This is a genomic window from Streptomyces sp. NPDC048416 (assembly GCF_043200435.1).
In the GTDB taxonomy this organism is placed as follows: Bacteria; Actinomycetota; Actinomycetes; order Streptomycetales; family Streptomycetaceae; genus Streptomyces.
The window spans coordinates 69,579-95,054 of sequence record NZ_JBICXU010000002.1 but is presented as its reverse complement, the minus strand read 5'-3'; the positions used below and the strand labels follow the sequence as shown (position 1 = coordinate 95,054).

The window sequence follows — 25,476 nt, the reverse complement described above, 5'->3', positions numbered from 1 at the left end:
TGGGCGCCCCGGGCCGGGGCGCCTACGATGGCGCCCATGACTGCTCAGCGCCGGCTCGTCCTCGCCTCCCAATCGCCCGCCCGGCTCGGGCTGCTCCGTCAGGCCGGGTTCGCGCCCGAGGTGATCGTCAGCGGCGTCGACGAGGACGCCCTGTCCGCGCCCAGCCCCGCCGAGCTCGCCCTCGTACTCGCCGAGGCGAAGGCCGACGCCGTGGCAGCCCGCCCCGAAGCCGCCGGCGCGCTGGTCATCGGCTGCGACTCGGTGCTCGAACTCGACGGCCGCGCGCTCGGCAAGCCCGCCGACGCCGAGGACGCGACGGCCCGCTGGAAGTCGATGCGCGGCCGCGCGGGCATCCTCCAGACCGGCCACTGCGTGATCGACACCGCGACGGGCGAGCGCGCCGCGCGCACCGCGTCGACGGTCGTACGGTTCGGCGAGCCCACCGACGCGGAGATCGCGGCGTACGTGGCCAGCGGTGAACCCCTGTACGTGGCAGGCGCGTTCACGCTCGACGGCCGCTCGGCCCCGTTCATCGACTCCATCGAGGGCGACCACGGAAACGTCATCGGGCTCTCGCTGCCGCTGCTGCGCACCCTGCTCGGGCGGCTCGGGATCTCGGTCACCGACCTCTGGGCGTAGGCCGCCGGGGCCGCCGGGCGAGGTACGGATTCCTCTCGGGGGTGCGGCGCGAAACCGACTCGCCACAGCGCGCGCCCCCCGAATCGGAGAGCCTCAGGCTGCCGCCGGCGCTCCGCCGGGCGTCTCGGGGGCCGCGTCCTGCGCCGGCTCGACCACCACCCGCTCCTTCGCATACGCAAGGAGTACGAAGACGAGCAGCGCGAGCACGACCATCAGGACGGCGAACGCGGACCACCCCACGAGCCCTACGAGGAACGCGCCGAGCACCGCGTGCACCACCGCGCAGGCGATCAGCGTGATCCGCGCGACGCGGCCGGGCGCACGGTCGCGGATGGCGATGACCAGCAGGAGGACCCCGCTCACCGCGAGGAAAAGACCGAACACGGCTCCCCCGACCCACGCCCCGGTGGAGATCGCGTGCGGATCGATCCCGGCGAGGGACATGTGCTGGTTGGCGGCGACCCTGCCCAGCACCCAGTTGACGAGGACGACGGCGCAGGCCTCGGCGAAGAGAGTGAGCGCGGCCACGATGGCGATCAGTCGTCGCAGCACGGCGCGACCCCCTGTTACCCCTAGTACGGCTGTGGCGCGCACGCTACTAACCAGTAATGCTCAGGACAAGGGTCCGAACAAAAACCGCCCTGTGCACGTGCCCCGGCACCCCGCCGCGCGGCGTTCCGGTCGCAAAGGATCACCCCCTGGTGCGCGGCCGTTCGTAGGGACCCGACAAAGAAACGCACGGACCTGCTGGGGCCCGAGACAGAGACCTTGACCACACCCCACCGCTACTGTGCGGTACGGGAGCCCGGCGTACCGTGGTGCGACAAGGGATTTCGCGACTCGAGCGTGCCTCGAATCACACTCCGTGTGGGCAAGCTCACCATTGGGGACGGGTCGTAAGCCAGTGTGCGGCTTCCCTAAACTCAGCTTGTTTCAAGGAGGGAGCCATCGTGCGCAAGGTGCTCATCGCCAACCGAGGCGAAATCGCTGTCCGTGTTGCCCGGGCCTGCCGGGATGCCGGAATCGCGAGCGTAGCCGTCTACGCCGATCCGGACCGGGACGCGTTGCACGTCCGGGCAGCGGACGAGGCATTCGCCCTGGGCGGTGACACCCCGGCGGCCAGCTATCTGGACATCGCCAAGGTGCTCGCGGCCGCGGCCGACTCGGGGGCGGACGCGGTCCACCCGGGTTACGGATTCCTTTCCGAGAACGCCGAGTTCGCCCAGGCGGTGCTCGACGCGGGTCTGACCTGGATCGGCCCGCCCCCGCAGGCCATCCGTGACCTCGGCGACAAGGTGGCGGCGCGTCACATCGCCCAGCGCGCGGGCGCCCCGCTCGTCGCGGGCACCCCGGACCCGGTCTCGGGCTCGGACGAGGTCGTCGCGTTCGCCCGGGAACACGGGCTGCCCATCGCGATCAAGGCCGCCTTCGGCGGTGGCGGTCGCGGTCTGAAGGTCGCCCGCACCCTCGAAGAGATCCCCGAGCTCTACGACTCGGCCGTACGTGAGGCCGTCGCGGCCTTCGGCCGTGGCGAGTGCTTCGTCGAGCGCTACCTCGACAAGCCGCGCCACGTCGAGACCCAGTGCCTCGCGGACTCCCACGGCAACGTGGTCGTGGTCTCCACCCGTGACTGCTCGCTCCAGCGCCGCCACCAGAAGCTGGTCGAGGAGGCCCCGGCGCCGTTCCTGTCGCAGGCCCAGAACGCGGAGCTGTACGCCGCGTCCAAGGCCATCCTCAAGGAGGCCGGCTACGTCGGCGCGGGCACCGTCGAATTCCTCGTCGGCGCCGACGGCACGATCTCCTTCCTGGAGGTCAACACCCGTCTCCAGGTCGAGCACCCGGTCACCGAAGAGGTCACCGGCATCGACCTGGTCCGCGAGATGTTCCGCATCGCCGACGGCGAGGAGCTGGGGTACGACGACCCGGTCATGCGGGGCCACTCCTTCGAGTTCCGCATCAACGGCGAGGACCCGGGCCGCGGCTTCCTGCCCGCTCCCGGCACCGTGACCGTCTTCGCGCCGCCGTCCGGTCCCGGCGTACGCCTCGACGCGGGCGTCGAGTCCGGCTCGGTCATCGGCCCCGCCTGGGACTCGCTGCTCGCCAAGCTCATCGTGACGGGCGCGACCCGCGAGCAGGCCCTCCAGCGGGCGGCGCGTGCGCTGGCGGAGTTCAACGTGGAGGGCATGGCCACGGCGATCCCCTTCCACCGCGCTGTCGTCGCCGACCCGGCGTTCACCTCCGACCCGTTCACCATCCACACCCGGTGGATCGAGACGGAGTTCGTGAACGAGATCCCGGCGTTCACGGCCACGGCCGACGCGGACACGGACGAGGAGCCGGGCCGCGAGACGGTCGTCGTCGAGGTGGGCGGCAAGCGTCTTGAGGTCTCCCTGCCGTCCTCGCTGGGCATGACGCTCGCGCGTACCGCCGCGGCCGGCGGGGCCAAGCCCAAGCGCCGCGCCGCCAAGAAGGCGGGCTCCGCCGCCTCCGGCGACACCCTCGCATCGCCCATGCAGGGCACGATCGTGAAGGTGGCGGTCGAGGAGGGCCAGGAGGTCAAGGAGGGCGACCTCGTGGTGGTCCTTGAGGCCATGAAGATGGAACAGCCGCTGAACGCGCATCGCGCGGGCACGGTGAAGGGGCTTGCGGCGGAGGTCGGCGCGTCGGTGTCGTCCGGCGCGATGATCTGCGAGATCAAGGACTGACCCGCCACCCCTGAGCCCCGGCCACGAAAGCAGGCCGGGGCTCCGCCCCAGACCCCGCTCCAGGGCCGACCCGCACCATGCCGCCAAGGGGCGCAGGGAACTGCGCGACCAGCCACCCACAGCCCGCACGCCAAAGCCCAGCCCCTGGGGCTCCGCCCCAGACCCCGGTCGCGCCTAAAGGGCGCTCGTCCTCAAACGCCGGACGGGCTGAGGACGCCCGTGCGGGCCGGCACGGCCCCTGCACCAGTGCTGTTTGTTAGGGGCGCGGGACTGTGTCATTGCGCGGCTCCGCCGCGGTGGCCGCGAGAAGCGATTCCGGGTGCCCTACAGGGGCGCGGGGAACTGCGCGACCAGCCGCCCACGGCCCGCACGCCGAAAACCGAACCCCTGGGGCTCCACCCCAAACCCCGATCGCGCCTAAAGGACGCTCGTCCTCAAACGCCGGACGGGCTGAAGATGCCCATGCCGACCCGCACCACGCCGCCAGGGGGCGCGGGGAACTGCGACCAGCCACCCACGGCCCGCACCCGCGAACATCCGCCCACCCCCCGCACCCCCCGGCAGGGCGCCGCACCCGCGAACAACCTCCCACCCCCCACACCCCCGGCAGGGCGGGGTGGCATGCTGGAGGGATGGACCGCACATCGGGGACGGGGGCGCGGCCCCTGCGGGCCGACGCGCGGCGCAACCACGACCGTCTCCTGGACACCGCCCGCACCGCCTTCGCGGAACGCGGCACGGACACCTCCCTGGAGGACGTGGCCCGCAGGGCCGGCGTGGGCATCGGCACGCTGTACCGGCACTTCCCCACCCGGCACGCCCTGCTGAGCGCGGTCTTCCAGAGCGAGGTGGACGTACTCCTCGCCCGGTCGAGGGAGTTGCTGGCCGCCGAGCAGCCCTGCACCGCGCTCATCGAGTGGCTGCGCGCGATCATCACGCACGCGGGGGTGTACCGGGGCCTGGCCCGCGCCCTCATGTCGGCGTCGGGCGACGCGAGTTCGGCCCTTGCCCGGTGCAGCGAGCCGATGCGGGAGGCGGGTGACGCCCTGCTCGTGCGGGCCCGTGAAGCCGGTTCCGTACGTGCCGACGTCACCATCGCCGACCTCATGCAGCTGACCAACGCCATCGCGCTGGCGGCCGAACAGTCCCCGGACGACCCGGAGCTGGCCGACCGGCTGCTGGCCCTGACCTACCGGGGCCTGAAGGGCTGAGCGGACCGGCAGGCTCAGCGCCTGCGCAGGTCCGCCACACGTGCCCGGTCGCCGGGCGCCTGCGGCTCGCCCATCGCGGCGGCGCTGCGCAACTGCGGCCCCGTACCGGGCGCGTGGGTGCGGCGCTGGCCGGGCAGCGGCATGTCGCGGCGGGGCGGCCGGCCTGGCGGTGCCTCGCCGGCCACCGCCCCCGAGGCCCCGGCCACCGCGATCTGCACCCCTTGGTCGGCAAGCGCCTGCAACTCCGTGGCGGCCCGGTCGTCGTGGCCCGGCGGTTCGTCGGTGACGAGACGGGTGATCACATCGGTCGGCACCGTCTGGAACATGGTGTCGGTGCCCAGCTTGGTGTGATCGGCCAGCACCACGACCTCGGCCGCCGCCTGGACCAGCGCGCGGTCCACGCTCGCGGAGAGCATGTTGGACGTGGACAGGCCGCGCTCGGCGGTCAGGCCGCTCCCGGACAGGAAGGCGCGCGAGACCCTGAGGCCCTGGAGGGACTGCTCGGCTCCGCTGCCCACCAGGGCGTAGTTGGAGCCGCGCAGGGTGCCTCCGGTCATGACGACCTCGACCCGGTTGGCGTGTGCCAACGCCTGGGCCACCAACAGGGAGTTGGTGACGACGGTCAGGCCGGGGACGCGCGCGAGCCGGCGGGCCAGCTCCTGCGTGGTGGTCCCCGCGCCGACCACGATGGCCTCGCCCTCTTCGACGAGACCGGCGGCGAGGTCGGCGATGGCCGTCTTCTCCGCGGTCGCTAGATGGGATTTCTGCGGGAAGCCGGATTCGCGGGTGAAACCGCCCGGCAGCACCGCACCGCCGTGCCGGCGGTCGAGGAGTCCTTCGGCCTCCAGCGCCCGCACGTCCCGCCGTACGGTCACTTCGGAGGTCTGGACGACGCGGGCGAGCTCACGGAGGGAAACGGCCCCGTTGGCGCGCACCATTTCGAGGATCAATTGGCGACGTTCTGCAGCGAACACGAAACTGACAGTAACCTGGGCGGCCGAATGTTCTCAGCAGTTTGCGCCGAATAACGGAAGATGCACTCAAAGGGGGCTGCCGAGTGGTATATGCCCCGCAGCGCCCCCGAGGGGGTGTCCGGTGGACCATCGGGCCGGGGGCGGCCCTGGTCCACCGGGCGCCCCATCGGGCCCCGCGCCCCGCTCGCCAACCCCCCGCCCCATCAGCGCGGTTACGCCTCTCCGGCCTTCTTCCGGCTGTGCAGCTGCCGTGCCACTTCGGCGATCGATCCCGAAAGCGAGGGGTACACGGTGAACGCCTTCGCGATCTGCTCCACCGTCAGGTTGTTGTCGACCGCGATCGAGATGGGGTGGATCAGCTCGCTGGCGCGCGGCGCGACGACACAGCCGCCGACGATGATGCCGGTGCCGGGACGGCAGAAGATCTTCACGAAGCCGTCCCTGATGCCCTGCATCTTGGCGCGCGGGTTGCGAAGCAGCGGGAGCTTGACGACCCGGGCGTCGATCTTGCCCGCGTCCACGTCGGCCTGGGTGTAGCCGACGGTGGCGATCTCGGGGTCGGTGAAGACGTTGGAGGAGACGGTCTTCAGGTTCAGCGGGGCCACCGCGTCGCCGAGGAAGTGGTACATCGCGATGCGGCCCTGCATGGCGGCGACCGAGGCCAGCGCGAAGATGCCGGTCACGTCGCCGGCCGCGTACACGCCGGGGGCCGAGGTGCGCGAGACCTTGTCGGTCCAGATGTGGCCGGACTCCTTCAGGCGTACGCCCGACTCCACCAGACCCATGTTCGCGGTGTTGGGGATGGCGCCGACCGCCATGAGGCAGTGCGTGCCGCTGATGACGCGGCCGTCGGAGAGCGTGACCTCGACGCGGTCGCCGACGCGCTTGGCGGACTCGGCGCGCGAGCGGGCCATGACGTTCATGCCGCGGCGGCGGAACACGTCCTCAAGGACGGCGGCCGCGTCCGGGTCCTCGCCGGGCAGCACCCGGTCGCGGGAGGAGACGAGGGTGACCTTGGAGCCGAGCGCCTGGTAGGCGCCGGCGAACTCGGCGCCGGTGACGCCGGAGCCGACCACGATGAGCTCCTGGGGCAGCTCGTCCAGGTCGTACACCTGCGTCCAGTTGAGGATGCGCTCGCCGTCGGGCTGCGCGTCGGGCAGCTCGCGGGGGCTGCCGCCGGTGGCGATCAGGACCGCCTCGCAGGTCAGCATCTCCTCGGTGCCGTCGGCGGCCGTGACGATCACGTCGCGGGTGCCGTCGATGCCCTGGGGTCCGGCGAGCCGGCCGCGGCCGCGCATGACGCGGGCGCCCGCACGCGTCACGGAGGCGGTGATGTCGTGGGACTGGGCGAGCGCGAGGCGCTTGACCCGTCGGTTGACCTTGCCGAGGTCCACGCCGACGACCCGGGCCGACTGCTCATCGGGAGGCGTGTCGTCGGCGACGAGGATGCCCAACTCCTCGTACGAAGAGTCGAAGGTGGTCATCACCTCGGCCGTCGCGATCAGGGTCTTGGACGGCACGCAGTCGGTGAGCACCGACGCCCCGCCCAGACCGTCGCAGTCCACGACGGTCACCTCCGCGCCGAGCTGGGCGCCCACCAGGGCCGCCTCGTATCCGCCCGGTCCGCCACCGATGATCACGATCCGCGTCACGAAAAAGTCCGCCTCGTAGTGTCGATCCCGGCCTGCCTGCCCGCCCGGCCGGGGGTCCGGGGCGGGGCCCCGGGGGAACGCAGTACGTACCTCATTGTCCCGCACGCTTCAAGTGCCTTCGCCCCGGGGGCGCCATTCGGCCGTCGTGGCGGATTCCCCCGGGGCCCCGGCACGGACGGCCCGCGCGAAGTGCCCCCGCGGGCCACTGTCGTACCCTCGACACCATGTCGCTCTACGCCGCGTACGCCGGCAACCTGGATCCGCGGCTGATGACCCGCCGCGCCCCGCACTCTCCGCTGCGCGGCACCGGCTGGCTCAACGGCTGGCGCCTGACGTTCGGCGGGGAGCAGATGGGCTGGGAGGGCGCCCTCGCGACGATCGTCGAGGCCCCCCGCTCGCAGGTCTTCGTCGCCCTGTACGACATCGCGCCGCTCGACGAGGAGTCGATGGACCGGTGGGAGGGTGTCGGGCTCGACATCTACCGCCGGATGCGGGTGCGCGTGCACACGCTCGACGGCGAGGACGCGGCCTGGCTGTACGTCCTGAACGGGTACGAGGGCGGACTGCCCTCGGCGCGCTACCTGGGCGAGCTGGCCGACGCGGCCGAGTCCGCGGGCGCGCCGCACGACTACGTGATGGAGCTGCGCAAGCGCCCCTGCTGAGCCCGGCCCCAGGTCAGGGGCGCCCGGCGGCGCCGGGTGAGCCGGCTTTCGTACGAAACCACAAACGGAATCGGCAGGTCCGTTATCCTGCACATCTACGCGCGTAGGACTTCAGCGGTTACGCTCGTGCGCGTACTTCTTCTTTACCGGGGGAAAACCCCTCGGACCCGGCCGGACAGACACCGGGCGGGACGACGTTCCTTCGCGAGGCGAGAGACCCAGTGAACGCATCTGCCACCCCGGACCTGCTCCAGGACGACCCCCACTCCGCGGCCGACGCCGCCGCCGCGCGCCTGCGCGAGCTCACCGGCGCCGAGACCCACGACGTCGCCCTGGTGATGGGCTCCGGCTGGGCCCCGGCCGTCGACGCCCTCGGCGCCCCCGAGGCCGAGTTCCCCGTGACCGAGCTGCCCGGCTTCCCGGCGCCGGCCGTCGAGGGCCACGGCGGCAAGATCCGCTCGTACAAGATCGGCGCCAAGCGCGTCCTGGTCTTCCTCGGCCGTACGCACTTCTACGAGGGCCGCGGCGTCGCCTCCGTCGCGCACGGCGTGCGCACCGCCGTCGCCGCCGGCTGCAAGACCGTCGTCCTGACCAACGGCTGCGGCGGTCTGCGCGACGGCATGCGCCCCGGCCAGCCGGTCCTCATCAGCGACCACATCAACCTGACGGCCACCTCGCCGATCATCGGCGCCAACTTCGTGGACCTCACCGACCTGTACTCGCCGCGCCTGCGCGCGCTGTGCAAGGAGGTCGACGAGACGCTTGAAGAGGGCGTCTACGTGCAGTTCCCCGGCCCGCACTACGAGACCCCTGCCGAGATCAACATGGTCCGCGTGCTCGGCGGCGACCTCGTCGGCATGTCCACCGTGCTCGAAGCCATCGCCGCCCGTGAGGCCGGCGCGGAGGTCCTCGGGATCTCGCTGGTCACCAACCTCGCCGCCGGTCTGACCGGCGAGCCGCTCAACCACGAAGAGGTGCTTCAGGCGGGCCGCGACTCGGCGGCGCGCATGGGCGAGCTGCTCACCCGGGTACTCGACCGCATCTGATCGCTTCGCACGCCCTCCCCGAAAGCCCCTCCCCGAAAGGCTGACAACGTGACGCAGGACCTGATCGCGCGGGCCCAGGCCTGGCTGGCCGAGGACCCCGACAGCGAGACGCGCGAGGAGCTGGCCAAGCTCATCGAGAGCGCGGACGCCGCGGAACTGGCCGTGCGCTTCGCCGGCACGCTCCAGTTCGGCACCGCCGGGCTCCGCGGCGAGCTGGGGGCGGGCCCGATGCGGATGAACCGCTCGGTGGTCATCCGCGCCGCCGCCGGACTCGCCGCGTACCTGAAGGCCCAGGGGCAGGGCGACGGGCTCGTCGTCATCGGCTACGACGCCCGCTACAAGTCCGCGGACTTCGCCCGGGACACCGCGGCCGTCATGGTCGGCGCCGGTCTGCGCGCGGCCCTGCTCCCGCGGCCGCTGCCGACGCCCGTACTGGCCTACGCCATAAGGCACTTGGGCGCCGTCGCCGGCGTCGAGGTGACGGCGAGCCACAACCCGCCGCGCGACAACGGCTACAAGGTGTACCTCGGCGACGGCTCGCAGATCGTGCCGCCGGCCGACGCGGAGATCGCCGCCGCGATCGACGCCGTCGCCTCGCTGCACGACGTACCGCGCCCCGAGAGCGGCTGGGAGGTGCTGGGCGACGAGGTCCTTGACGCCTATCTGGCGCGTACGGACACGGTGTTGACCCCCGGGTCGCCGCGCACCGCGAACGTCGTCTACACGGCGATGCACGGCGTCGGCAAGGACGTGCTGCTCGCCGCGTTCGCGCGGGCCGGCTTCCCCGAGCCGGTGCTGGTGGCCGAACAGGCCGAGCCCGACCCGGCGTTCCCGACGGTGGCCTTCCCCAACCCGGAGGAGCCGGGCGCGATGGACCTGGCGTTCGCCACGGCCCGCCGCGCGAACCCGGACATCATCATCGCCAACGACCCGGACGCCGACCGCTGCGCGGCCGCCGTCAAGGACCGCGACGGCCAGTGGCGGATGCTGCGCGGCGACGAGGTCGGCGCGCTGCTCGCCGCCCACCTCGTCACCAAGGGCGTGACCGGCGTGTTCGCCGAGTCGATCGTGTCGTCCTCGCTGCTCGGCCGCATCGCCGCGGCCGCGGGGCTCGGCTACGAGGAGACGCTGACCGGATTCAAGTGGATCGCCCGCGTGGACGGGCTGCGCTACGGCTACGAGGAGGCGCTGGGTTACTGCGTCGACCCCGAGGGCGTGCGCGACAAGGACGGCATCACCGCCGCCCTGGTGGTCGCCGAGCTGGCCTCCGTCCTCAAGGAGCAGGGCCGCACGGTCCTGGACCTGCTGGACGACCTGGCCCTCGCGCACGGCCTGCACGCCACCGACCAGCTGTCGGTCCGCGTGGAGGACCTGACGATCATCTCGGACGCGATGGCGCGCCTGCGCGAGCAGCCGCCGGTCTCGCTCGCCGGGCTCGCGGTGACGAAGGCCGAGGACCTGACGGAGGGCACCGAGCACCTGCCGCCCACCGACGGTCTGCGCTACTACCTGGAGGGCGCCCGGGTGATCGTGCGCCCGAGCGGCACCGAGCCCAAGCTCAAGTGCTACCTGGAGGTCGTCGTGCCGGTCGCGTCGGCCGCCGGGCTGGACGCCGCGCGCGCCAGGGGCGCCGAGCTCCTGGCCGGCATCAAGAAGGACCTCGCGGCGGCCGCCGGCATCTGACGGGCGGCGTACCCAAGCGGCGTACACGGGCGGGACAACCGGAACGACAGCCGGGGCGGTGGTCAAGCGACCACCGCCCCGGTCCTGCTTTCGGGTGATTACGTACGGCAGTTGACGCAGCGGTCCGCATGCGGCGGGGACTTGCGAGAAAGGGTGACCCGTACTCTTTCCCGCCGCGCCCGAGCCAAGGAGCCGTCGCAGTGCCCCCGACCGCGCCGCCCCCAGCGACCGCCACGGGCCGCCGCCGCCCCGTCCCCGCCGCCCGCCGCGACCCGGCCCCGCGCGGCGCGGGACGCCGGCCGCCGGTCCGGGAGCGGGCCCGCACCGCCCTTCGTCACGCGGGACCCGCGCTGCTCGGCTACCTGGCGGTGCGCCTGTTCGGCGTGCTCGTCCTGGCGAAGTGGGCGCACGTCCGCCACCACGGCCTGTGGCCGGTGCTCGCCACGTCCTGGGACTCCAACTGGTACCTCGGCATCGCGAACCACGGCTATGTGCTCCCGCCGGACCCCGACGAGCCGAGCAACCTCGCCTTCTTCCCGCTGTACCCGGCCCTGGTGAAGGCGGTCGCCGCCGTCACGCCGGGCTCTCGGGCCGGCGTCGGGCTGCTGCTCGCCGTCGGGTGCTCGCTGATCGCCGCGTGCGGGGTGTTCGCGGTCGGCGACCGCCTCCACGGCCGCCGTACGGGCACCGTCCTGACGGTGCTGTGGGGCGCGCTGCCGGTCGGGGCGGTCCAGTGGATGGGCTACACCGAGTCGCTGTTCACCGCGCTGACGGCGTGGGCGCTGTACTGCGTGCTGACCCGGCGCTGGGTCGTGGCGGGCTCGCTCGCGGCGCTCGCGGGTCTGACCCGGCCCACCGGCGTCGCGCTGGCGGCCGCGGTCTCGCTGGCCGCGCTCGTCGCCCTCGTACGCGTCCGGAAGCCGGCGTGGCGCCCGGTGCTCGGCGCCCTGCTCGCACCGCTCGGCTGGTGCGCCTATGTGGCCTGGGTGGGGCTGCGGGTCGGGCGCTGGGACGGCTACTTCGCGGTGCAGAAGCGCTGGGACAACCAGTGGGACGGCGGCGTCGGCACCCTGCGCGACATGCGCGGGATCCTCGTGTACGCCACGCGGCCGCCGCTCTTCCTGGTCCTGGTCACCCTGGTCCTGATCGCGTCCGGCGCGCTGTACCTGCTCTGCCTCGCCGACCGCCAGCCGCTGGTGCTGCTGGTGTTCACGGGCGCCCTGCTCCTGGTCGTGCTCGGCAGCGGCGGCGTCTACTTCCCGCGGGCCCGCTTTTTGGTTCCCGGCTTCCCGCTGCTGCTTCCGCTCGCGCTCGCGCTGGCCCGGGCCCGGCGCACGACGGCGCTCCTCGTGCTGGGCGCGGCCACGCTGTCGTCGGCGTGGCTGGGCTCCTACATGCTGCTGGTGTGGCCAGGACCGCCGTGAGCGCGGTCAGCCGATGGCGAGCAGGACGAAGAACAGGAGCGCCCCGACGAGCGCGGGCGCGATGACCTCGTACGCCCAGCGGATGCTCACGGCGCCCTGCGCGCTCTCCCGCGTCGCGCCCTGTTCCGCGAGGTCGCGCAGATCCCGGACGGACTGGTCGGCCGGCGCGATTCGCGCCTTGTCGTCGGTCACGTCGGCGGTCACCGAAAGGCCGGAGCGTCCGCCCACCGCCGCGTCCCGGGCCTGGACCCGGGCGGCCCGCTTGCGCCGGCGCAGCGACACCGGGATCGCCCACAGCTGGTACTTGTGGTTCGACCGGTCGATGGCCTCGCTCGAATACCCGGCCCGTACGTCGGCGACGCAGGCCCAGGGCAGCGTGATCGTGCGGAACGGATTGCGCACCAGGAGCCGGTCGGCGCTCGCGAACACCGCGGGGCGCAGGCTGAAGGCCACGATCAGCGGCACCACGCACAGCAGCATGGCGAGCGCGAGCCAGGGCGCGTTGCCGTGGCCCTGGAACACCGCGTCGATGCCGAGCCAGAGGGTCAGTGCGAGCAGCAGCGCGCCGCCTGCGATACCGGCGGACGAACGGTAGGTCCGGTCGGCGTAGGCCGGCTCTGCGGACGGCGTGGGGCTGGTCATGGCCCGATTCTGCCTCACACCCCCCTGGCCGGTCCTCCTCAGCCCACCAGATCCGCGTACACGATGATGTTGTCGGGCCGGTGGCCGCCGACCAGATCGCCGCCGCAGGTGATGATCCGCAGCTCGGGACGGTCGGTGTCGCCGTACACCTTCTGCGTCGGGAACGTCTTCTTGTCGACCTGTTCGAGCGCGCGGACCCTGAACTCGGCGGTCCTGCCGTCGGCGCGGACGACCGAGATGCTGTCGCCCACCTTGACCTTGGAGACGTTCTTCAGGACGGCGGGTCCCTCGACCGTGTCGAAGTGCCCGATGAGGACGGCGGGCCCCTTCTGGCCCGGCGTGACCCCCTTGTCGTACCAGCCGATCCGGCCGGCGTCGGCGACGGAGGGCACCTCGACGGTGCCGTCGGCCGCGAGCCCGAGGTCGAGGACCGGGCTCGCGTCGACCCCGGCCGCCGGGATCCGTACCCGCACCGGCTTGGAGGCGGGCAGCGCGGCCACGGCCCCGGGTGTGGCGGGGGCGCTGGGCGCGGCGCTGGAGGAGACGATGTTCGGGGGCGGGGTGGCGGCCTTGGGCGCGCTCGAACCGCAGCCGGTGGCCGAGGCGCCGACGGCGATGACGAAGAGAGCGACGGCCGCCGAACGGGCCACGCGGGTACGGGACATGAGGACTCCGGGAACGGGAGAAGGGCGGGCCCCCACCGGCGGCCCGCCCAGGATGATCAGCTGCGGGCGGCAGCGCGGCGGCGCAGCACCACGAACCCGGCCCCGCCGGCAGCGGCGAGGGCCGCCCCGCCCGCGAGCAGCATGCCGTGGTCGCTGCCGCCCTGCTCGATCTCGGCTCCGGCCGCGACGGCGCCCTTGGGCACCACGGTGGTCTGACCGCCGTTCTGGACAGGGGAGTTGACCGGGGTCTTCGCCGAGGCCTGGGTCGAGGTCTGGGTCGAAGTCCCGTTCGGGGTCTGCGTCGAGGTCTGCGTCGACGTCTTGGCGGCGGCCCCGCTCGCGCAGCCGGCCGGGAGCTTCGGGAAGTCGGTGTAGGCGTACGCGGTCCCGCCGCCCTGGGTGGCCTGGCCGAGCCTGGGGGTCGCGGTGTTCACACCGTCGAGGCGCATGCCGCCCTCGCCGCTGACGGGGTGGGCGCGGTCCACGGTGGCGATCACCTTGAGGGCGCTGTTGCGCAGGGCCGCCTTCGCGCCTTCGGGACTGTTGGTGAGCTTCACCGAGAGCCCGTCGCGAAAGACGCTGGGCACGACCTCGGTGACGGTGCAGCCGAAGCGCCCGTCGACGTACTCCGAGTCGACCACGCCCGTCTTGGCGTCGAGGGTCACGTGCACGCCGTGCAGGTAGGCGTCGACGTCGACGCCGTCGCCCTGCGTTTCCATGACCTTGACGATCGTGCCGCCGGCGAGCGAGTCGGCGCGGTAGTGACCCTGCGCGGACTTGGTCACGGTGAGCGTTTCGCCGTTGACCAGCTTGTACGGGGTGGCGCTCGGGTCGGTGCAGGTCGCGGGCAGCGCCGGGAAGGGGTGCGGCTGCCAGGCGGTGTCGCCGCCCTGGCTCCGCTGGAAGAAGACGGCCTTGCCGTCCTTGGACTCCTCGATCTTGATGCCGTCGGCCAGGTCGGTGGGGTGGGCCCGGTCCACGGTGGCGACGGCGCCGCCCTTGGCGTCCCTCAGCACCGCGATCGGGCCGGTCGCCGGGTCGCTGGTGAGCGAGACGGACATGCCGCCCAGCACGGAGGGGACCTGCTCGGTGACCTGGCACGGGCCGGAGGCGGCGAAGGCGGCGGCCGGTACGAGAAGGGCGCCGGCGAGGACGGCGGTGGCGGTCGCGGCGCGCAGGGCGATGCGGCTGTAGGTCGACATGAACGACTCCGTGAAGCAGGCGGCCGAGCGGCCGGAGGAAGAGAGGAGGTCGCATGCCGCCTCCTCTGCCGGGTGGGGCCGTCGAGGCTGGGCGGGGCTGCGAGAAGAAATCTATGGATCACGTGTCCGAGAAGGGTCCGCTCCGTGTCACAGGCATGTGACGGAGCCCGTGACCGAGCTCACCCCCACCCACCTGCACCTCGGGGGCTGTACAGGAAGCTACGCGCGTAGATATGCTCATCTGGTGACCATGCCCACCAATGCACCTTCTGCTGCCCTCGCCGACGCGACCGCGTCCGACGGCGCGCTGCGTCGCTTCCTCCACGGGCTCCCCGGCATCGACCCGGTGGGCCTGGAAGCGCGTGCCGCGTCCCTCGGCACCCGCTCGATCAAGACCTCGGCCAAGGCGTACGCCATCGACCTGGCCATTTCGATGATCGACCTGACGACGCTGGAAGGCGCGGACACCCCGGGCAAGGTCCGGGCGCTCGCCGCCAAGGCCGTCAACCCCGACCCGACCGACCGCTCCGCCCCGCACACCGCCGCCGTCTGTGTGTATCCGGACATGGTGGCGACCGCCAAGGAGGTGCTGAAGGGCTCGGACGTCAAGGTCGCGTCCGTCGCCACCGCCTTCCCGGCGGGCCGCGCCGCACTGGCGGTCAAGCTCGCCGACGTACGGGACGCGATCGCGGCCGGCGCCGACGAGATCGACATGGTGATCGACCGGGGCGCGTTCCTCGCCGGTCACTACCTCAAGGTCTACGAGGAGATCGCGGCCGTCCGCGCCGAGTGCGCCGACAAGGCCCGCCTCAAGGTCATCTTCGAGACCGGCGAGCTGTCGACGTACGACAACATCCGCCGCGCCAGCTGGCTCGGCATGATGGCCGGCGCCGACTTCATCAAGACGTCGACGGGCAAGGTCGCGGTCAACGCCACCCCCGCCAACACCCTCGTCCTGCTCGAAGCCGTACGCGACTTCCGCGCCCAGATTGGGACGCAGGTCGGCGTGAAGCCGGCCGGTGGCATCCGCAACACCAAGGAAGCCATCAAGTTCCTGGTCCTGGTCAACGAGACGGTGGGCGGTGACTGGCTGGACAACCGCTGGTTCCGCTTCGGCGCCTCCTCGCTGCTCAACGACCTCCTGATGCAGCGTCAGAAGCTGGCGACCGGCCGTTACTCCGGCCCCGACTACGTGACGGTGGACTGATCACCATGACCATGGAAAACAAGGCGGCCGCGTTCGCGTACGCGCCCGCTCCCGAGTCCCGCTCGGTCGTCGACATCGCGCCGTCCTACGGCCTGTTCATCGACGGCGAGTTCACCGAGGCCGCCGACGGCCAGGTCTTCAAGACCGTCTCGCCGTCCACCGAGGAGGTCCTGTCCGAGGTCGCCCGCGCCGGCGCCGAGGACGTGGACCGCGCGGTGAAGGCCGCGCGCAGGGCGTTCGTGACGTGGTCGGCGCTGCCCGGCTCGGAGCGCGCCAAGTACCTGTTCCGCATCGCCCGGATCATCCAGGAGCGCAGCCGCGAGCTGGCCGTCCTTGAGACCCTGGACAACGGCAAGCCGATCAAGGAGACCCGCGACGCGGACCTCCCCCTGGTCGCCGCGCACTTCTTCTACTACGCGGGCTGGGCCGACAAGCTGGACCACGCCGGGTTCGGTGCCAACCCGCGCCCGCTGGGCGTGGCCGGCCAGGTCATCCCGTGGAACTTCCCGCTCCTGATGCTGGCCTGGAAGATCGCCCCGGCGCTCGCCACCGGCAACACGGTCGTCCTGAAGCCCGCCGAGACCACCCCGCTCTCCGCGCTGTTCTTCGCGGACATCTGCCGCCAGGCGGGCCTGCCCAAGGGCGTCGTCAACATCCTGACCGGATACGGCGACGCGGGCGCGGCCCTGGTCGAGCACCCGGACGTGAACAAGGTCGCCTTCACCGGCTCGACCAACGTCGGCAAGGCCATCGCCCGCTCGGTGGCCGGCACCTCCAAGAAGGTCACCCTTGAGCTGGGCGGCAAGGGCGCCAACATCGTCTTCGACGACGCCCCCATCGACCAGGCCGTCGAGGGCATCGTCACCGGCATCTTCTTCAACCAGGGCCAGGTCTGCTGCGCGGGCTCGCGCCTGCTCGTCCAGGAGTCGATCCAGGACGAGCTGCTCGACTCGCTCAAGCGCCGCCTGACCACGCTGCGCCTCGGCGACCCGCTGGACAAGAACACCGACATCGGCGCCATCAACTCCGCCGAGCAGCTGGCCCGGATCACCGCGCTCACCGAGACCGGCGAGGCGGAGGGCGCCGAGCGCTGGACCGCGCCGTGCGAACTGCCGTCGGCCGGCTACTGGTTCGCCCCGACGCTGTTCACCAACGTCACCCAGGCGCACACCATCGCCCGCGACGAGATCTTCGGCCCGGTCCTTTCGGTGCTGAGCTTCCGCACCCCGGACGAGGCCGTCGCCAAGGCCAACAACACCCAGTACGGGCTCTCGGCCGGCATCTGGACGGAGAAGGGCTCGCGCATCCTCGCGGTCGCGGGCAAGCTCCGGGCCGGTGTGGTGTGGGCCAACACGTTCAACAAGTTCGACCCGACCTCGCCGTTCGGCGGCTACAAGGAGTCGGGCTTCGGCCGCGAGGGCGGCCGGCACGGCCTGGAGGGCTACCTCGATGTCTGAGTCTGCGACGCGGCTGAGCGTCTTCAAGACCTACAAGCTGTACGTGGGCGGGAAGTTCCCGCGTTCCGAGAGCGGCCGGGTGTACGAAGTGGTCGACAGCAAGGGCAAGTGGCTGGCCAACGCGCCGCTCTCCTCCCGCAAGGACGCGCGGGACGCGGTCGTCGCGGCCCGCAAGGCGTTCGGCGGCTGGTCCGGCGCGACCGCGTACAACCGGGGCCAGATCCTCTACCGCATCGCCGAGATGCTGGAGGGCCGCAGGGGCCAGTTCGTGCACGAGGTCGCCGACGCCGAGGGACTGTCCAAGTCCAAGGCCGCCGCGATCGTGGACGCGGCCATCGACCGCTGGGTCTGGTACGCGGGCTGGACCGACAAGATCGCCCAGGTCGTGGGCGGGGCCAACCCGGTCGCGGGCCCGTTCTTCAACCTCTCCACGCCCGAGCCGACCGGTGTCGTGACGGTCCTGGCCCCCCAGGACTCGTCGTTCCTCGGCCTGGTCTCGGTGATCGCGCCGGTCATCGCGACCGGCAACACCGCGGTCGTCATCGCCTCCGAGAAGGCGCCGCTCCCGGCGCTCTCGCTGGGCGAGGTGCTGGCCACCTCCGACCTGCCGGGCGGTGTCGTCAACATCCTGTCCGGGAGGACCGCCGAGATCGCGGCGCCGCTCGCCGCGCACCAGGACGTCAACGCGATCGACCTGACGGGCGCGGGCGCCGAGTTGGCGCGCGACCTGGAGATCGCGGCGGCCGACAACCTCAAGCGGGTGCTGCGCCCCCGGTCGGTGGACTTCCTTGCCGACCCCGGCACGGACCGCCTCACCGCGTTCCTCGAAACCAAGACGGTCTGGCACCCGACGGGTTCGCTGGGCGCGTCGGGCTCCGCGTACTGAGCCACGCGCCGCGTACGTACGGGGCCACGCGCCGCGTACGTACGGGGCCACGCGCCGAGCACGTACGGGGCCACGCGCCGAGCACGTACGGGCAGGCGCCGAGCACGCGCTGAGCGCACACGAGGACCACGCGCACCGGGGCCCCGCCGTCCACCTTCCGTGACGGCGGGGCCCCGGCGTGTGCGTCAGCTCGACAGCGCGCCGGTGGCCTCGCCCACGACCGGGAGGTCCTTGAGGGCGGCGCCGCTGGTCAGCACGCCCGTCGCGGCGGTCGTCGACACCGGCTTGAAGTCGGCGACCTGGGTGCCCACCCCGTTGGTCAGCGGGTCGACGCCGGTGTTGGCCAGCGGGTCGAGCCGCAGCCCCGCCACGGGCCCGACAGCGTGACCGACCGACCCGGTCAGCCCCTGTGCGGCCGCCGTGAGGTCGTTCGCCATCGCGCTCCGTCCCGCGGCGGGCGTGGGAGCCGTTGCGGCCTGGGCGGCCTGACCCGCCCCTGCGAGGGCCGCGCCCGCGGCGGTGACGGTGAGCCCGGCGCGCAGCAGCGCCCGGCGCCGCCGGGCCCTGGCGGGGCTGGGGGCCTCGTGATGTCCCATGGGGTTCCCACTCACTCTCGTACGTAATGGCGTGTAATGGCGCGATCGCGAAGCGTAGTTGAGATGTGATGCTCGATACCAACGCCCTCCCCGAGGGGTCCCACTCCCGGGTGCATGGCCCACACTGGTGTCCCGTGAGCTCTTCTGCCGTGGCGACGCGCGTCGTCCTTCTCTCGGGGCCCTCCGGCTCCGGCAAGTCGTCCCTCGCCGCCCGCACGGACCTTCCGGTACTGCGCCTCGACGACTTCTACAAAGAAGCGGACGACCCGACGCTGCCGCTGGTGGCGGGCAGTTCGGACATCGACTGGGACTCGCCGCTGTCGTGGGACGCCGACGCCGCGGTGAATGCCATCACCGAGCTGTGCCGCACCGGACGCACGGCGGTGCCCGTCTACTCGATCGCGACGAGCTCGATCACCGGCACGACCACGCTGGCCGTCGACCGCACCCCGCTGTTCATCGCGGAGGGCATCTTCGCCGCCGACATCGTGGCGCGCTGTCAGGAACTCGGCGTGCTCGCGGACGCGATCTGCCTGCGCGGCCGGCCCTCCACGACCTTCCGCCGGCGGCTGCTGCGCGATCTGCGCGAGGGCCGCAAGTCGGTGGCGTTCCTGCTGCGCCGGGGCTGGCGGCTGATGCGGGCCGAACGCGCGATCGTGGCGCGCCAGACGGCGCTCGGCGCGCACCCCTGCGCCGGCCAGGAGGCGCTCGGCCGCATCGCGGGCGCTGCGGCGGGCCGCTCCCGCACCGCCGCCGCCGCGTAACCGACCGACCGCACCCCGCGGGAACTTCCGCGCACAACGAAGCGGCGGGGCCAATGGCCCCGCCGCTCCCCCCGTGGGTCCCGTGTCCCCCCGTGGACCCCCGTTTCCCCTCCCCCAGACCTTCAGGCCACCAGCTCGCCGAAGGACTCCTCCTCGTCACGGCCGAAGCTGAGGACGTCGTCCTCACGCAGCCGGCGCAACGAGCGCCAGATGCTGGACTTCACCGTGCCGACACTGATGTTGAGTATGTCCGCGATCTCCGGGTCCGTACGGCCCTCGTAGTAGCGCAGGACCAGCATCGTGCGCTGCGGTTCGGGCAGGCGGGCCAGCGCCTGCCAGAGCACCGCGCGCAGTTCGGTGCCGCGCATCGCGTCCGTGTCACCGGCCGTCTCGGGCAGTTCCTCGGTCGGGTACTCGTTGAGCTTGCGCCGCCGCCAGGCGCTGATGTGCAGATTGGTCATGGTCCGGCGCAGATAGCCGCCGACCGCCGCCTTGTCGCTGATGCGGTCCCACGCCCGGTAGGTGGAGAACAACGCGCTCTGGAGCAGGTCCTCCGCCTCGAAGCGGTCGCCGGTCAGGTGGTAGGCGGTGGCGTACAGGGAGGCGCGGCGTTCCTGTACGTAGGCGGTGAACTCCGCCTCCGACAGGTTCGTCCGCTCCCCCGCGGCCTCCCGGTACGCCGCCTCCCCGCTCCCCTGCGGATTGTTTCCCGCGGCCGGAACCGCGGGGCCGTCCACCACCGTCATGTAGGGCGACAGACCCTGCTGTGCGGATGACGGGTGAGGACGTCCGGTGCCGCGAGCGCACCCCCGCATGCTCGCGGCGCCGGACTTCTCGGTGCTCCGTACGACGTCGTGGAGACGCGTCACAACTGCGCTGGAGTTGGTGCTGTGCAGTGCTTTCATCTCGCGCCCCCCGTCGGGTGGAGTCTGTTTCATCGGCGTGCTTGGTTACGAGGAAGAGCCTGCCCGGGCAGTTTCATGGGGTTGTCCGCCAAGTGTCACGGGCCTGTCACAGCGGCCCTGTCGCACACCGGTGCGCTCCCGAGGCCGGACGGGGGTCGTGCTCCTGTCCCCCATGAGCCAGAATGACCTCCGTGCCTTTCCTGTTGCTGATCGAGGACGACGACGCCATCCGTACGGCCCTTGAGCTCTCCCTGTCCCGTCAGGGCCACCGTGTGGCCACCGCGGCGACGGGAGAAGACGGTCTGAAACTGCTGCGCGAGCAGCGGCCGGACCTGATCGTGCTGGACGTCATGCTGCCCGGGATCGACGGTTTCGAGGTGTGCCGCCGTATCCGGCGCACCGACCAGCTGCCGATCATCCTGCTGACCGCGCGCAACGACGACATCGACGTGGTGGTCGGCCTGGAGTCGGGCGCCGACGACTATGTCGTCAAGCCGGTCCAGGGGCGGGTGCTCGACGCCCGGATCCGGGCGGTGCTGCGCCGCGGCGAACGTGAGGCGACGGACTCGGCGGCGTTCGGCAGCGTGGTGATCGACCGGGCCGCGATGACCGTCACCAAGAACGGCGAGGACCTTCAACTCACGCCCACCGAGCTGCGGTTGCTGCTCGAACTGAGCCGCCGCCCCGGGCAGGCACTCTCCCGTCAGCAGCTGCTCAGGCTGGTGTGGGAGCACGACTACCTCGGTGACTCCCGGCTGGTCGACGCCTGTGTGCAGCGGCTGCGGGCCAAGGTCGAGGACGTGCCGTCCTCGCCGACGCTGATCCGTACGGTCCGCGGTGTGGGCTACCGCCTGGACACCCCGTCGTGAACCTGTCGCACCCTCCCCGTACCCCCGAGAAGCAGGGCAAGTGAAGCGAGCTGTACTCGCCGGTCTGCGCTGGACCAGTCTGCGTCTGCGGCTCGTCGTCGTGTTCGCGCTCGTCGCGCTGACCGCCGCCGTCTCCGCGTCCGGCATCGCCTACTGGCTCAACCGCGAGGCCGTACTGGTCCGTACGCAGGACTCGGCGCTCAACGACTTCCGCCAGGGCATGCAGAACCGGGCCGCCTCGCTGCCGTTGCAGCCCTCCGAGCGCGACCTCCAGGTGGCCGCCCAGCAGATGGCGGACGGCTCCAACTCCCGTTACAACGTGCTGCTCATGGCCGAGCGCGCCCCCGGCAAGCCGATCGTGGGCGCGTCCGACCTGGACGACTTCACGCTCGACGACGTGCCCGTCTCGCTCCAGGAGGCGGTCGCCAAGAAGCAGAAGGTCACCCAGACCAACGCCTACGCCTACCACCTGTTCTGGCAGCGGATCACCCTGCACGGCCGTCCCTTCCTGGTGGGCGGCACGAAGGTCATCGGCGCCGGGCCGACGGGCTACATGCTGGCCCCGCTCGACCAGGAGCGGCGCGACCTCAACTCGCTCGCCTGGTCGCTCGGCATCGCCACCTTCCTCGCGCTGCTCGCGTCGGCGCTGCTGGCGCAGGCGGCCGCCACCACCGTGCTGCGGCCGGTGCAGCGGCTCGGGGACGCGGCGCGCAGGCTCGGCGAGGGCAAGCTGGACACCCGGCTGCGGGTGTCCGGCACGGACGAACTGGCCGAACTGTCACGGACGTTCAACCGGACGGCCGAGTCGTTGGAGAAGAAGGTCACCGACATGAGCGCGCGCGAGGAGGCGAGCCGCCGCTTCGTCGCCGACATGTCGCACGAGCTGCGTACGCCGCTGACCGCGCTGACCGCCGTCGCCGAGGTCCTTGAGGACGAGGAGGACACACTCGACCCGATGATCGCGCCCGCCGTGCGGCTGGTGGTCTCCGAGACCCGGCGCCTGAACATCCTGGTCGAGAACCTGATGGAGGTCACCCGCTTCGACGCGGGCACCGCACGCCTGGTCCTTGACGACGTGGACATCGCCGACCAGATCACCGCCTGCATCGACACCAGGGCCTGGCTGGACGCCGTCGAACTGGACGCCGAGCGCGGCATCATGGCCCGCCTCGACCCGCGCCGCCTGGACGTCGTGCTCGCCAACCTGATCGGCAACGCCCTCAAGCACGGCGGCTCCCCGGTGCGGGTCTCGGTCCGCGTCGAGGGCGAGGAGCTGGTGATCGCGGTGCGCGACCACGGGCCCGGCATCCCCGAGGACGTACTGCCGCACGTCTTCGACCGGTTCTACAAGGCCAGCGCCTCACGGCCGCGCTCGGAAGGCAGCGGGCTCGGGCTGTCCATCGCGATGGAGAACGCCCACATCCACGGCGGCGACATCAGCGTCGCCAACTCGCCCGATGGCGGCGCCGTGTTCGTGCTGCGGCTGCCCCGGGACGCCACACCGCCCGCCGACCCCGAGACGCCGGAAGGAGACGCGGCGCAGTGAGAGGACTTCGTCGCCGGACAGCCGTCGCGCTGGCCGGGCTGCTCGCGCTGGGCGCCGCCGCCACCGGCTGCGGCATCCGTCCCACGTCCGTTCCCGTCGACGGGGGGCCGGCCCCGTCCCGGGTGGCGTGCACGGTGCCGCAGAACGCGGTGACTCCGCAGTTCGAGGGCGTCACCGTCCAGGTCTATCTGGTGTGCGGCGCCCAGCTCGTCACGGCCGAGCGTTCGGTACGCATCCCGGAGAGCAAGGGCGCCACCGACCGGATCCGGTTCGCGCAGGCGCTGCTCGACGAGCTCGTCGTCCAGCCGTCGGGCGCCGAGAAGGACGCCGGGTACGCCACGGAGGTCAAGGGCCCGCTCACCGTCACGGCGGCCCGCGCGCACGATCCCGCGGGCGCCCTGCGGCTGAGCCGCGAGCCGGAGGACCTGTCGGCCCTCGCGCTGTCGCAGGTGGTGTGCACGTTCGCGGAGAACACCCCGGCGGCGCCCGGCACCCAGCAGGTGCTGCTCGGCGGGCCCGGCGAGGCCCCGGCCCGGGGCTACACCTGCACCTCCGAGATGAAGTCGCGCCCGGACACCGCGGCCACGCTCGGCGAGATCCCCCGGCCCAGCCGGTCCGCGTAGGTCCGGGCCGGGCCGCCCCGCGCACCGGGCCCGCGGACAGGCCCTGTCCGGGTCCGCTGTCCGGGTCCGCTGTCCGGGTCCGCCGGGCTCGGGGGCCCGTCCGGCTCGGGGGCGGGGCGGCTCGGCGGCGGTCGGCGGAATCACCTGGGTACGGCGGAACCGTTCCCGCCGCGGCCCGCGTCTTGGGGAGCGTGCAGCAGCGTCATGGTCAGGACGGCAGCGCCGTCATCCGGTTCCGCGTGGTGGGCGGCGTGCTCCTCCTCGCGCATCTGCTGCTCGTGGCGTGGGTCTCGCTGCGGCCGCGCGACGTGATGTGGGTGACCGCGACCAATCTGACGCCGCTCGCCGGCATCAAGGCCGACCTCGCGCTCGGCCCCCTGGAGGCCGCCCACCAGATCGGCGCCGGTCTGCTGCTGCTCGCCCCGCTGGGGATACTGCTTCCCCTGGCCGGGGGCCGGCTCCGGGTCTCCCCGTTCGCCTCCCTGGTGCGCACCGTCCTCGCCGGGGCGCTGATCTCGCTCGGCATAGCCCTGCTCCAGACGTCCGTGCCCGGGCGGGTGCCCGATGTGGACTCGCTGCTCCTGAACACCGCGGGCGTCGCGCTCGCCCACCTCGCGGTGGTGCCTGCGGGCCGCCGCACCATCCGTCGCAGGAACCAGCGCGAGAGCCACCCGCCCGTCCTTCGGGAGGACTCCCCTCAGGGACGTACCCCGACGATTCCCAGGGTCGGGATCGCCCCGTAGCCCGACGTCGCGCGCGGCGTCCGGCGGGACCATGGATACATCGCGGGGAGCCCATGAAGAAGCGGCTCCCCTCCAGCTCCCGAAGGAGCCTTTCATGAGCGCCCCTCTTGTCCGCCCCACCGAGGGCCGCAGGATCGGCGGGGTGTGCGCAGCGCTCGCACGGCGCTTCGGCACCTCCGCCACGACGATGCGGGTGATCTTCCTCGTGTCGTGTCTGCTGCCCGGACCGCAGTTCGTGCTCTACCTGGCCATGTGGGCCCTGATTCCCGGCGAGAAGTCGCCGCGCGCCGCCTGGTAGTCAGCCCGGCGCGGTCCTGGCCAGCTTGGCGAGCTGGGCGTCGGCGACCGCGTGCGGCACGTTCGCCGTCGAGGGCGCGCGCCCGGACAGGTTGATCGCCATGAACCGCACGACGGTGGCCCCCTGGCGCACCACGACGACGTGCACCGGGGCCGGCGCCCCCTGGGCGGTCGCGGTCGCCGTCCAGCTGACCGATTCCGCGCCCGTGATCTCGTACGGGGTGGCCCGTACGTCCGTGTAGGTGGCCGCCTGCCCGTCGAGGACCGTGCCGAAGCCCGCGCCGCAGTGGGCCAGGGCGGTGCGAAGCCCGTCGACGAGGTGCCGGGCGTCGGCCGCCGAGTAGGCGGACAGCGAGGCCGTCACGGCGAGCCCCGGGGTGTCGCGCGAGCCGAGTCCCCGGCTCACCGTCGCACGGGCGCGGTCGTCGGGCCGCTCGCCCATCACCTCGGCGAGCGGCGCGCAGGCGGCCCGGTCGGCGCGTGGGGCGGCGCCCCGGCTGTCGTCGGGCGAGGGATCGGCGAAGACCTGGTAGCCGGGCACGTCACCCGGCGCGAGTGCGGCCCGCAGCAGGGTGGCCGGCGTCCGGGACGGGCCGTTCACGGACTCGACCGGCCCGTCGGGCGGGCCGGTGCAGGCGGCGGCCGCGAGCAGCGCGGTGAGGATGAGCGCCGCCGCTCGGGCGGACGCCTTCGGACGCATGATCCGGACCCTACTCACACCCCCGAGGGGCGCGCACCCGGCTCACGGGTGTGCGCCCCTCGGGGGTTCGGCACGTGCGGTCAGCCGGAGAGGCCGGGCAGTCCGCCGCCGGCGAGGTTGCTCGCCACCGGGCCGGTGGGCAGTCCGCCGAGCAGTCCGGCGACGGGGTCGGAGCTCTGGCCCTTCGGACCGGTCAGCGACTCGGGGGCGACCGCGGGCAGCGCCTTGCTGACGAGACCGAGCGGGGTGCCGGCGGCCACGGTCGACACCGCTCCCATGGGAAGCGCGGGAGCGGCGGACGCCGTACCGGCGGCAGCGGCGGCGAAGGCGGCACCGAGGGCAACGACACCGAGCGTCTTGGCAGACTGCTTCATCAGA

Annotated in this window: 26 protein-coding genes; 16 read left to right on the top strand and 10 right to left on the bottom strand. The window is 72.5% G+C overall.

Annotated features, from left to right (window positions below; genetic code table 11):
• Positions 1 to 27 precede the first annotated feature (27 nt).
• A complete protein-coding gene (locus ACGFW5_RS03230; protein WP_393832435.1) occupies positions 28 to 639 on the top strand; it encodes a Maf family protein in 612 nt (203 codons plus the stop codon).
• Positions 640 to 732: 93 nt separating this feature from the next.
• On the opposite strand, the gene ACGFW5_RS03225 is transcribed toward ACGFW5_RS03230, so the two are convergent.
• The gene (locus tag ACGFW5_RS03225) at positions 733 to 1,191 is read right to left on the bottom strand and encodes a hypothetical protein (protein ID WP_393832434.1); all 459 of its coding nucleotides are present in this window, start codon (positions 1,189 to 1,191) and stop codon (positions 733 to 735) included.
• Positions 1,192 to 1,589: 398 nt separating this feature from the next.
• Between ACGFW5_RS03225 and ACGFW5_RS03220 the strand changes: the two genes are divergently transcribed.
• A complete protein-coding gene (locus ACGFW5_RS03220) occupies positions 1,590 to 3,344 on the top strand; it encodes an acetyl/propionyl/methylcrotonyl-CoA carboxylase subunit alpha (protein ID WP_393832433.1) in 1,755 nt (584 codons plus the stop codon).
• A 632-nt stretch (positions 3,345 to 3,976) separates the two neighbouring features.
• Positions 3,977 to 4,555, top strand: coding sequence for a TetR/AcrR family transcriptional regulator (locus tag ACGFW5_RS03215; RefSeq protein WP_393832432.1), 579 nt, complete (start codon positions 3,977 to 3,979; stop codon positions 4,553 to 4,555).
• A 14-nt stretch (positions 4,556 to 4,569) separates the two neighbouring features.
• On the opposite strand, the gene ACGFW5_RS03210 is transcribed toward ACGFW5_RS03215, so the two are convergent.
• Together ACGFW5_RS03210 and ACGFW5_RS03205 are read right to left on the bottom strand one after the other, a co-directional pair.
• Positions 4,570 to 5,529 (bottom strand): DeoR/GlpR family DNA-binding transcription regulator, encoded by a 960-nt coding sequence (locus ACGFW5_RS03210; RefSeq protein WP_393832431.1) that lies wholly within the window; start codon positions 5,527 to 5,529, stop codon positions 4,570 to 4,572.
• Between the two features lie 212 nt (positions 5,530 to 5,741).
• Positions 5,742 to 7,181 (bottom strand): NAD(P)H-quinone dehydrogenase, encoded by a 1,440-nt coding sequence (locus ACGFW5_RS03205; protein ID WP_393832430.1) that lies wholly within the window; start codon positions 7,179 to 7,181, stop codon positions 5,742 to 5,744.
• A gap of 224 nt (positions 7,182 to 7,405) precedes the next feature.
• Between ACGFW5_RS03205 and ACGFW5_RS03200 the strand changes: the two genes are divergently transcribed.
• From ACGFW5_RS03200 to ACGFW5_RS03185, 4 genes are all read left to right on the top strand, one after another.
• Complete coding sequence (locus ACGFW5_RS03200; protein ID WP_053728283.1) at positions 7,406 to 7,843, top strand: gamma-glutamylcyclotransferase; 438 nt, start codon at positions 7,406 to 7,408, stop codon at positions 7,841 to 7,843.
• Between the two features lie 221 nt (positions 7,844 to 8,064).
• Positions 8,065 to 8,889, top strand: coding sequence for a purine-nucleoside phosphorylase (locus tag ACGFW5_RS03195; RefSeq protein WP_393832429.1), 825 nt, complete (start codon positions 8,065 to 8,067; stop codon positions 8,887 to 8,889).
• A gap of 48 nt (positions 8,890 to 8,937) precedes the next feature.
• A complete protein-coding gene (locus tag ACGFW5_RS03190; RefSeq protein ID WP_393832428.1) occupies positions 8,938 to 10,572 on the top strand; it encodes a phospho-sugar mutase in 1,635 nt (544 codons plus the stop codon).
• A 200-nt stretch (positions 10,573 to 10,772) separates the two neighbouring features.
• On the top strand, positions 10,773 to 11,996 hold the full coding sequence (locus ACGFW5_RS03185) for a hypothetical protein (RefSeq protein WP_393832427.1): 1,224 nt from the start codon (positions 10,773 to 10,775) through the stop codon (positions 11,994 to 11,996).
• A gap of 6 nt (positions 11,997 to 12,002) precedes the next feature.
• Here the strand turns inward: ACGFW5_RS03185 and ACGFW5_RS03180 are convergent, their stop codons facing one another.
• The 3 genes from ACGFW5_RS03180 to ACGFW5_RS03170 are packed head-to-tail and all read right to left on the bottom strand — an operon-like array spanning position 12,003 to position 14,505.
• Entirely contained in the window at positions 12,003 to 12,638 is a 636-nt protein-coding gene (locus ACGFW5_RS03180; RefSeq protein ID WP_393832426.1) for a PH domain-containing protein, read from the bottom strand.
• Positions 12,639 to 12,676: 38 nt separating this feature from the next.
• The gene (locus tag ACGFW5_RS03175) at positions 12,677 to 13,303 is read right to left on the bottom strand and encodes a class F sortase (RefSeq protein ID WP_393832425.1); all 627 of its coding nucleotides are present in this window, start codon (positions 13,301 to 13,303) and stop codon (positions 12,677 to 12,679) included.
• A 56-nt stretch (positions 13,304 to 13,359) separates the two neighbouring features.
• Positions 13,360 to 14,505, bottom strand: coding sequence for a hypothetical protein (locus tag ACGFW5_RS03170; RefSeq protein ID WP_393832424.1), 1,146 nt, complete (start codon positions 14,503 to 14,505; stop codon positions 13,360 to 13,362).
• Positions 14,506 to 14,755: 250 nt separating this feature from the next.
• Here ACGFW5_RS03170 and deoC point away from each other — a divergent pair, with 250 nt between their 5' ends.
• The 3 genes from deoC to ACGFW5_RS03155 are packed head-to-tail and all read left to right on the top strand — an operon-like array spanning position 14,756 to position 18,055.
• Entirely contained in the window at positions 14,756 to 15,712 is a 957-nt protein-coding gene (gene deoC, locus ACGFW5_RS03165; protein WP_393832722.1) for a deoxyribose-phosphate aldolase, read from the top strand.
• 5 nt (positions 15,713 to 15,717) lie between these two features.
• A complete protein-coding gene (locus ACGFW5_RS03160; protein ID WP_393832423.1) occupies positions 15,718 to 17,169 on the top strand; it encodes an aldehyde dehydrogenase family protein in 1,452 nt (483 codons plus the stop codon).
• Positions 17,162 to 18,055 (top strand): aldehyde dehydrogenase family protein, encoded by an 894-nt coding sequence (locus tag ACGFW5_RS03155; RefSeq protein WP_393832422.1) that lies wholly within the window; start codon positions 17,162 to 17,164, stop codon positions 18,053 to 18,055. The genes ACGFW5_RS03160 and ACGFW5_RS03155 overlap by 8 nt, the downstream gene beginning before the upstream one ends.
• A gap of 185 nt (positions 18,056 to 18,240) precedes the next feature.
• Here the strand turns inward: ACGFW5_RS03155 and ACGFW5_RS03150 are convergent, their stop codons facing one another.
• Positions 18,241 to 18,651 carry a hypothetical protein gene (locus tag ACGFW5_RS03150; RefSeq protein ID WP_393832421.1) on the bottom strand — a complete coding sequence of 137 codons (411 nt, stop codon included), beginning with the start codon at positions 18,649 to 18,651 and terminating at the stop codon, positions 18,241 to 18,243.
• Positions 18,652 to 18,719: 68 nt separating this feature from the next.
• Here ACGFW5_RS03150 and ACGFW5_RS03145 point away from each other — a divergent pair, with 68 nt between their 5' ends.
• On the top strand, positions 18,720 to 19,415 hold the full coding sequence (locus ACGFW5_RS03145; protein WP_393832420.1) for a uridine kinase: 696 nt from the start codon (positions 18,720 to 18,722) through the stop codon (positions 19,413 to 19,415).
• A 122-nt stretch (positions 19,416 to 19,537) separates the two neighbouring features.
• Here ACGFW5_RS03145 and ACGFW5_RS03140 read toward each other — a convergent pair whose 3' ends face one another.
• On the bottom strand, positions 19,538 to 20,320 hold the full coding sequence (locus ACGFW5_RS03140) for a SigE family RNA polymerase sigma factor (RefSeq protein WP_393832419.1): 783 nt from the start codon (positions 20,318 to 20,320) through the stop codon (positions 19,538 to 19,540).
• Between the two features lie 191 nt (positions 20,321 to 20,511).
• Between ACGFW5_RS03140 and afsQ1 the strand changes: the two genes are divergently transcribed.
• The 5 genes from afsQ1 (at position 20,512) to ACGFW5_RS03115 (ending at position 24,399) form a co-directional block, all read left to right on the top strand.
• On the top strand, positions 20,512 to 21,189 hold the full coding sequence (gene afsQ1 / locus ACGFW5_RS03135) for a two-component system response regulator AfsQ1 (RefSeq protein WP_189762146.1): 678 nt from the start codon (positions 20,512 to 20,514) through the stop codon (positions 21,187 to 21,189).
• A 40-nt stretch (positions 21,190 to 21,229) separates the two neighbouring features.
• Positions 21,230 to 22,735 carry an ATP-binding protein gene (locus tag ACGFW5_RS03130; RefSeq protein WP_393832418.1) on the top strand — a complete coding sequence of 502 codons (1,506 nt, stop codon included), beginning with the start codon at positions 21,230 to 21,232 and terminating at the stop codon, positions 22,733 to 22,735.
• Positions 22,732 to 23,358: a hypothetical protein gene (locus ACGFW5_RS03125; protein WP_393832417.1), complete on the top strand. Its 627-nt coding sequence runs from the start codon at positions 22,732 to 22,734 to the stop codon at positions 23,356 to 23,358. Before ACGFW5_RS03130 ends, ACGFW5_RS03125 begins: the two co-directional genes overlap by 4 nt.
• A 191-nt stretch (positions 23,359 to 23,549) precedes the next feature.
• On the top strand, positions 23,550 to 24,101 hold the full coding sequence (locus ACGFW5_RS03120) for a VanZ family protein (protein WP_393832416.1): 552 nt from the start codon (positions 23,550 to 23,552) through the stop codon (positions 24,099 to 24,101).
• 94 nt (positions 24,102 to 24,195) lie between these two features.
• On the top strand, positions 24,196 to 24,399 hold the full coding sequence (locus ACGFW5_RS03115) for a PspC domain-containing protein (RefSeq protein ID WP_393832415.1): 204 nt from the start codon (positions 24,196 to 24,198) through the stop codon (positions 24,397 to 24,399).
• On the opposite strand, the gene ACGFW5_RS03110 is transcribed toward ACGFW5_RS03115, so the two are convergent.
• A complete protein-coding gene (locus ACGFW5_RS03110; RefSeq protein ID WP_393832414.1) occupies positions 24,400 to 25,098 on the bottom strand; it encodes a hypothetical protein in 699 nt (232 codons plus the stop codon). It abuts the gene before it with no gap.
• Between the two features lie 80 nt (positions 25,099 to 25,178).
• Positions 25,179 to 25,472, bottom strand: a complete 294-nt coding sequence (locus tag ACGFW5_RS03105) for a hypothetical protein (RefSeq protein ID WP_393832413.1) — start codon at positions 25,470 to 25,472, stop codon at positions 25,179 to 25,181.
• Positions 25,473 to 25,476: the final 4 nt, after the last annotated feature.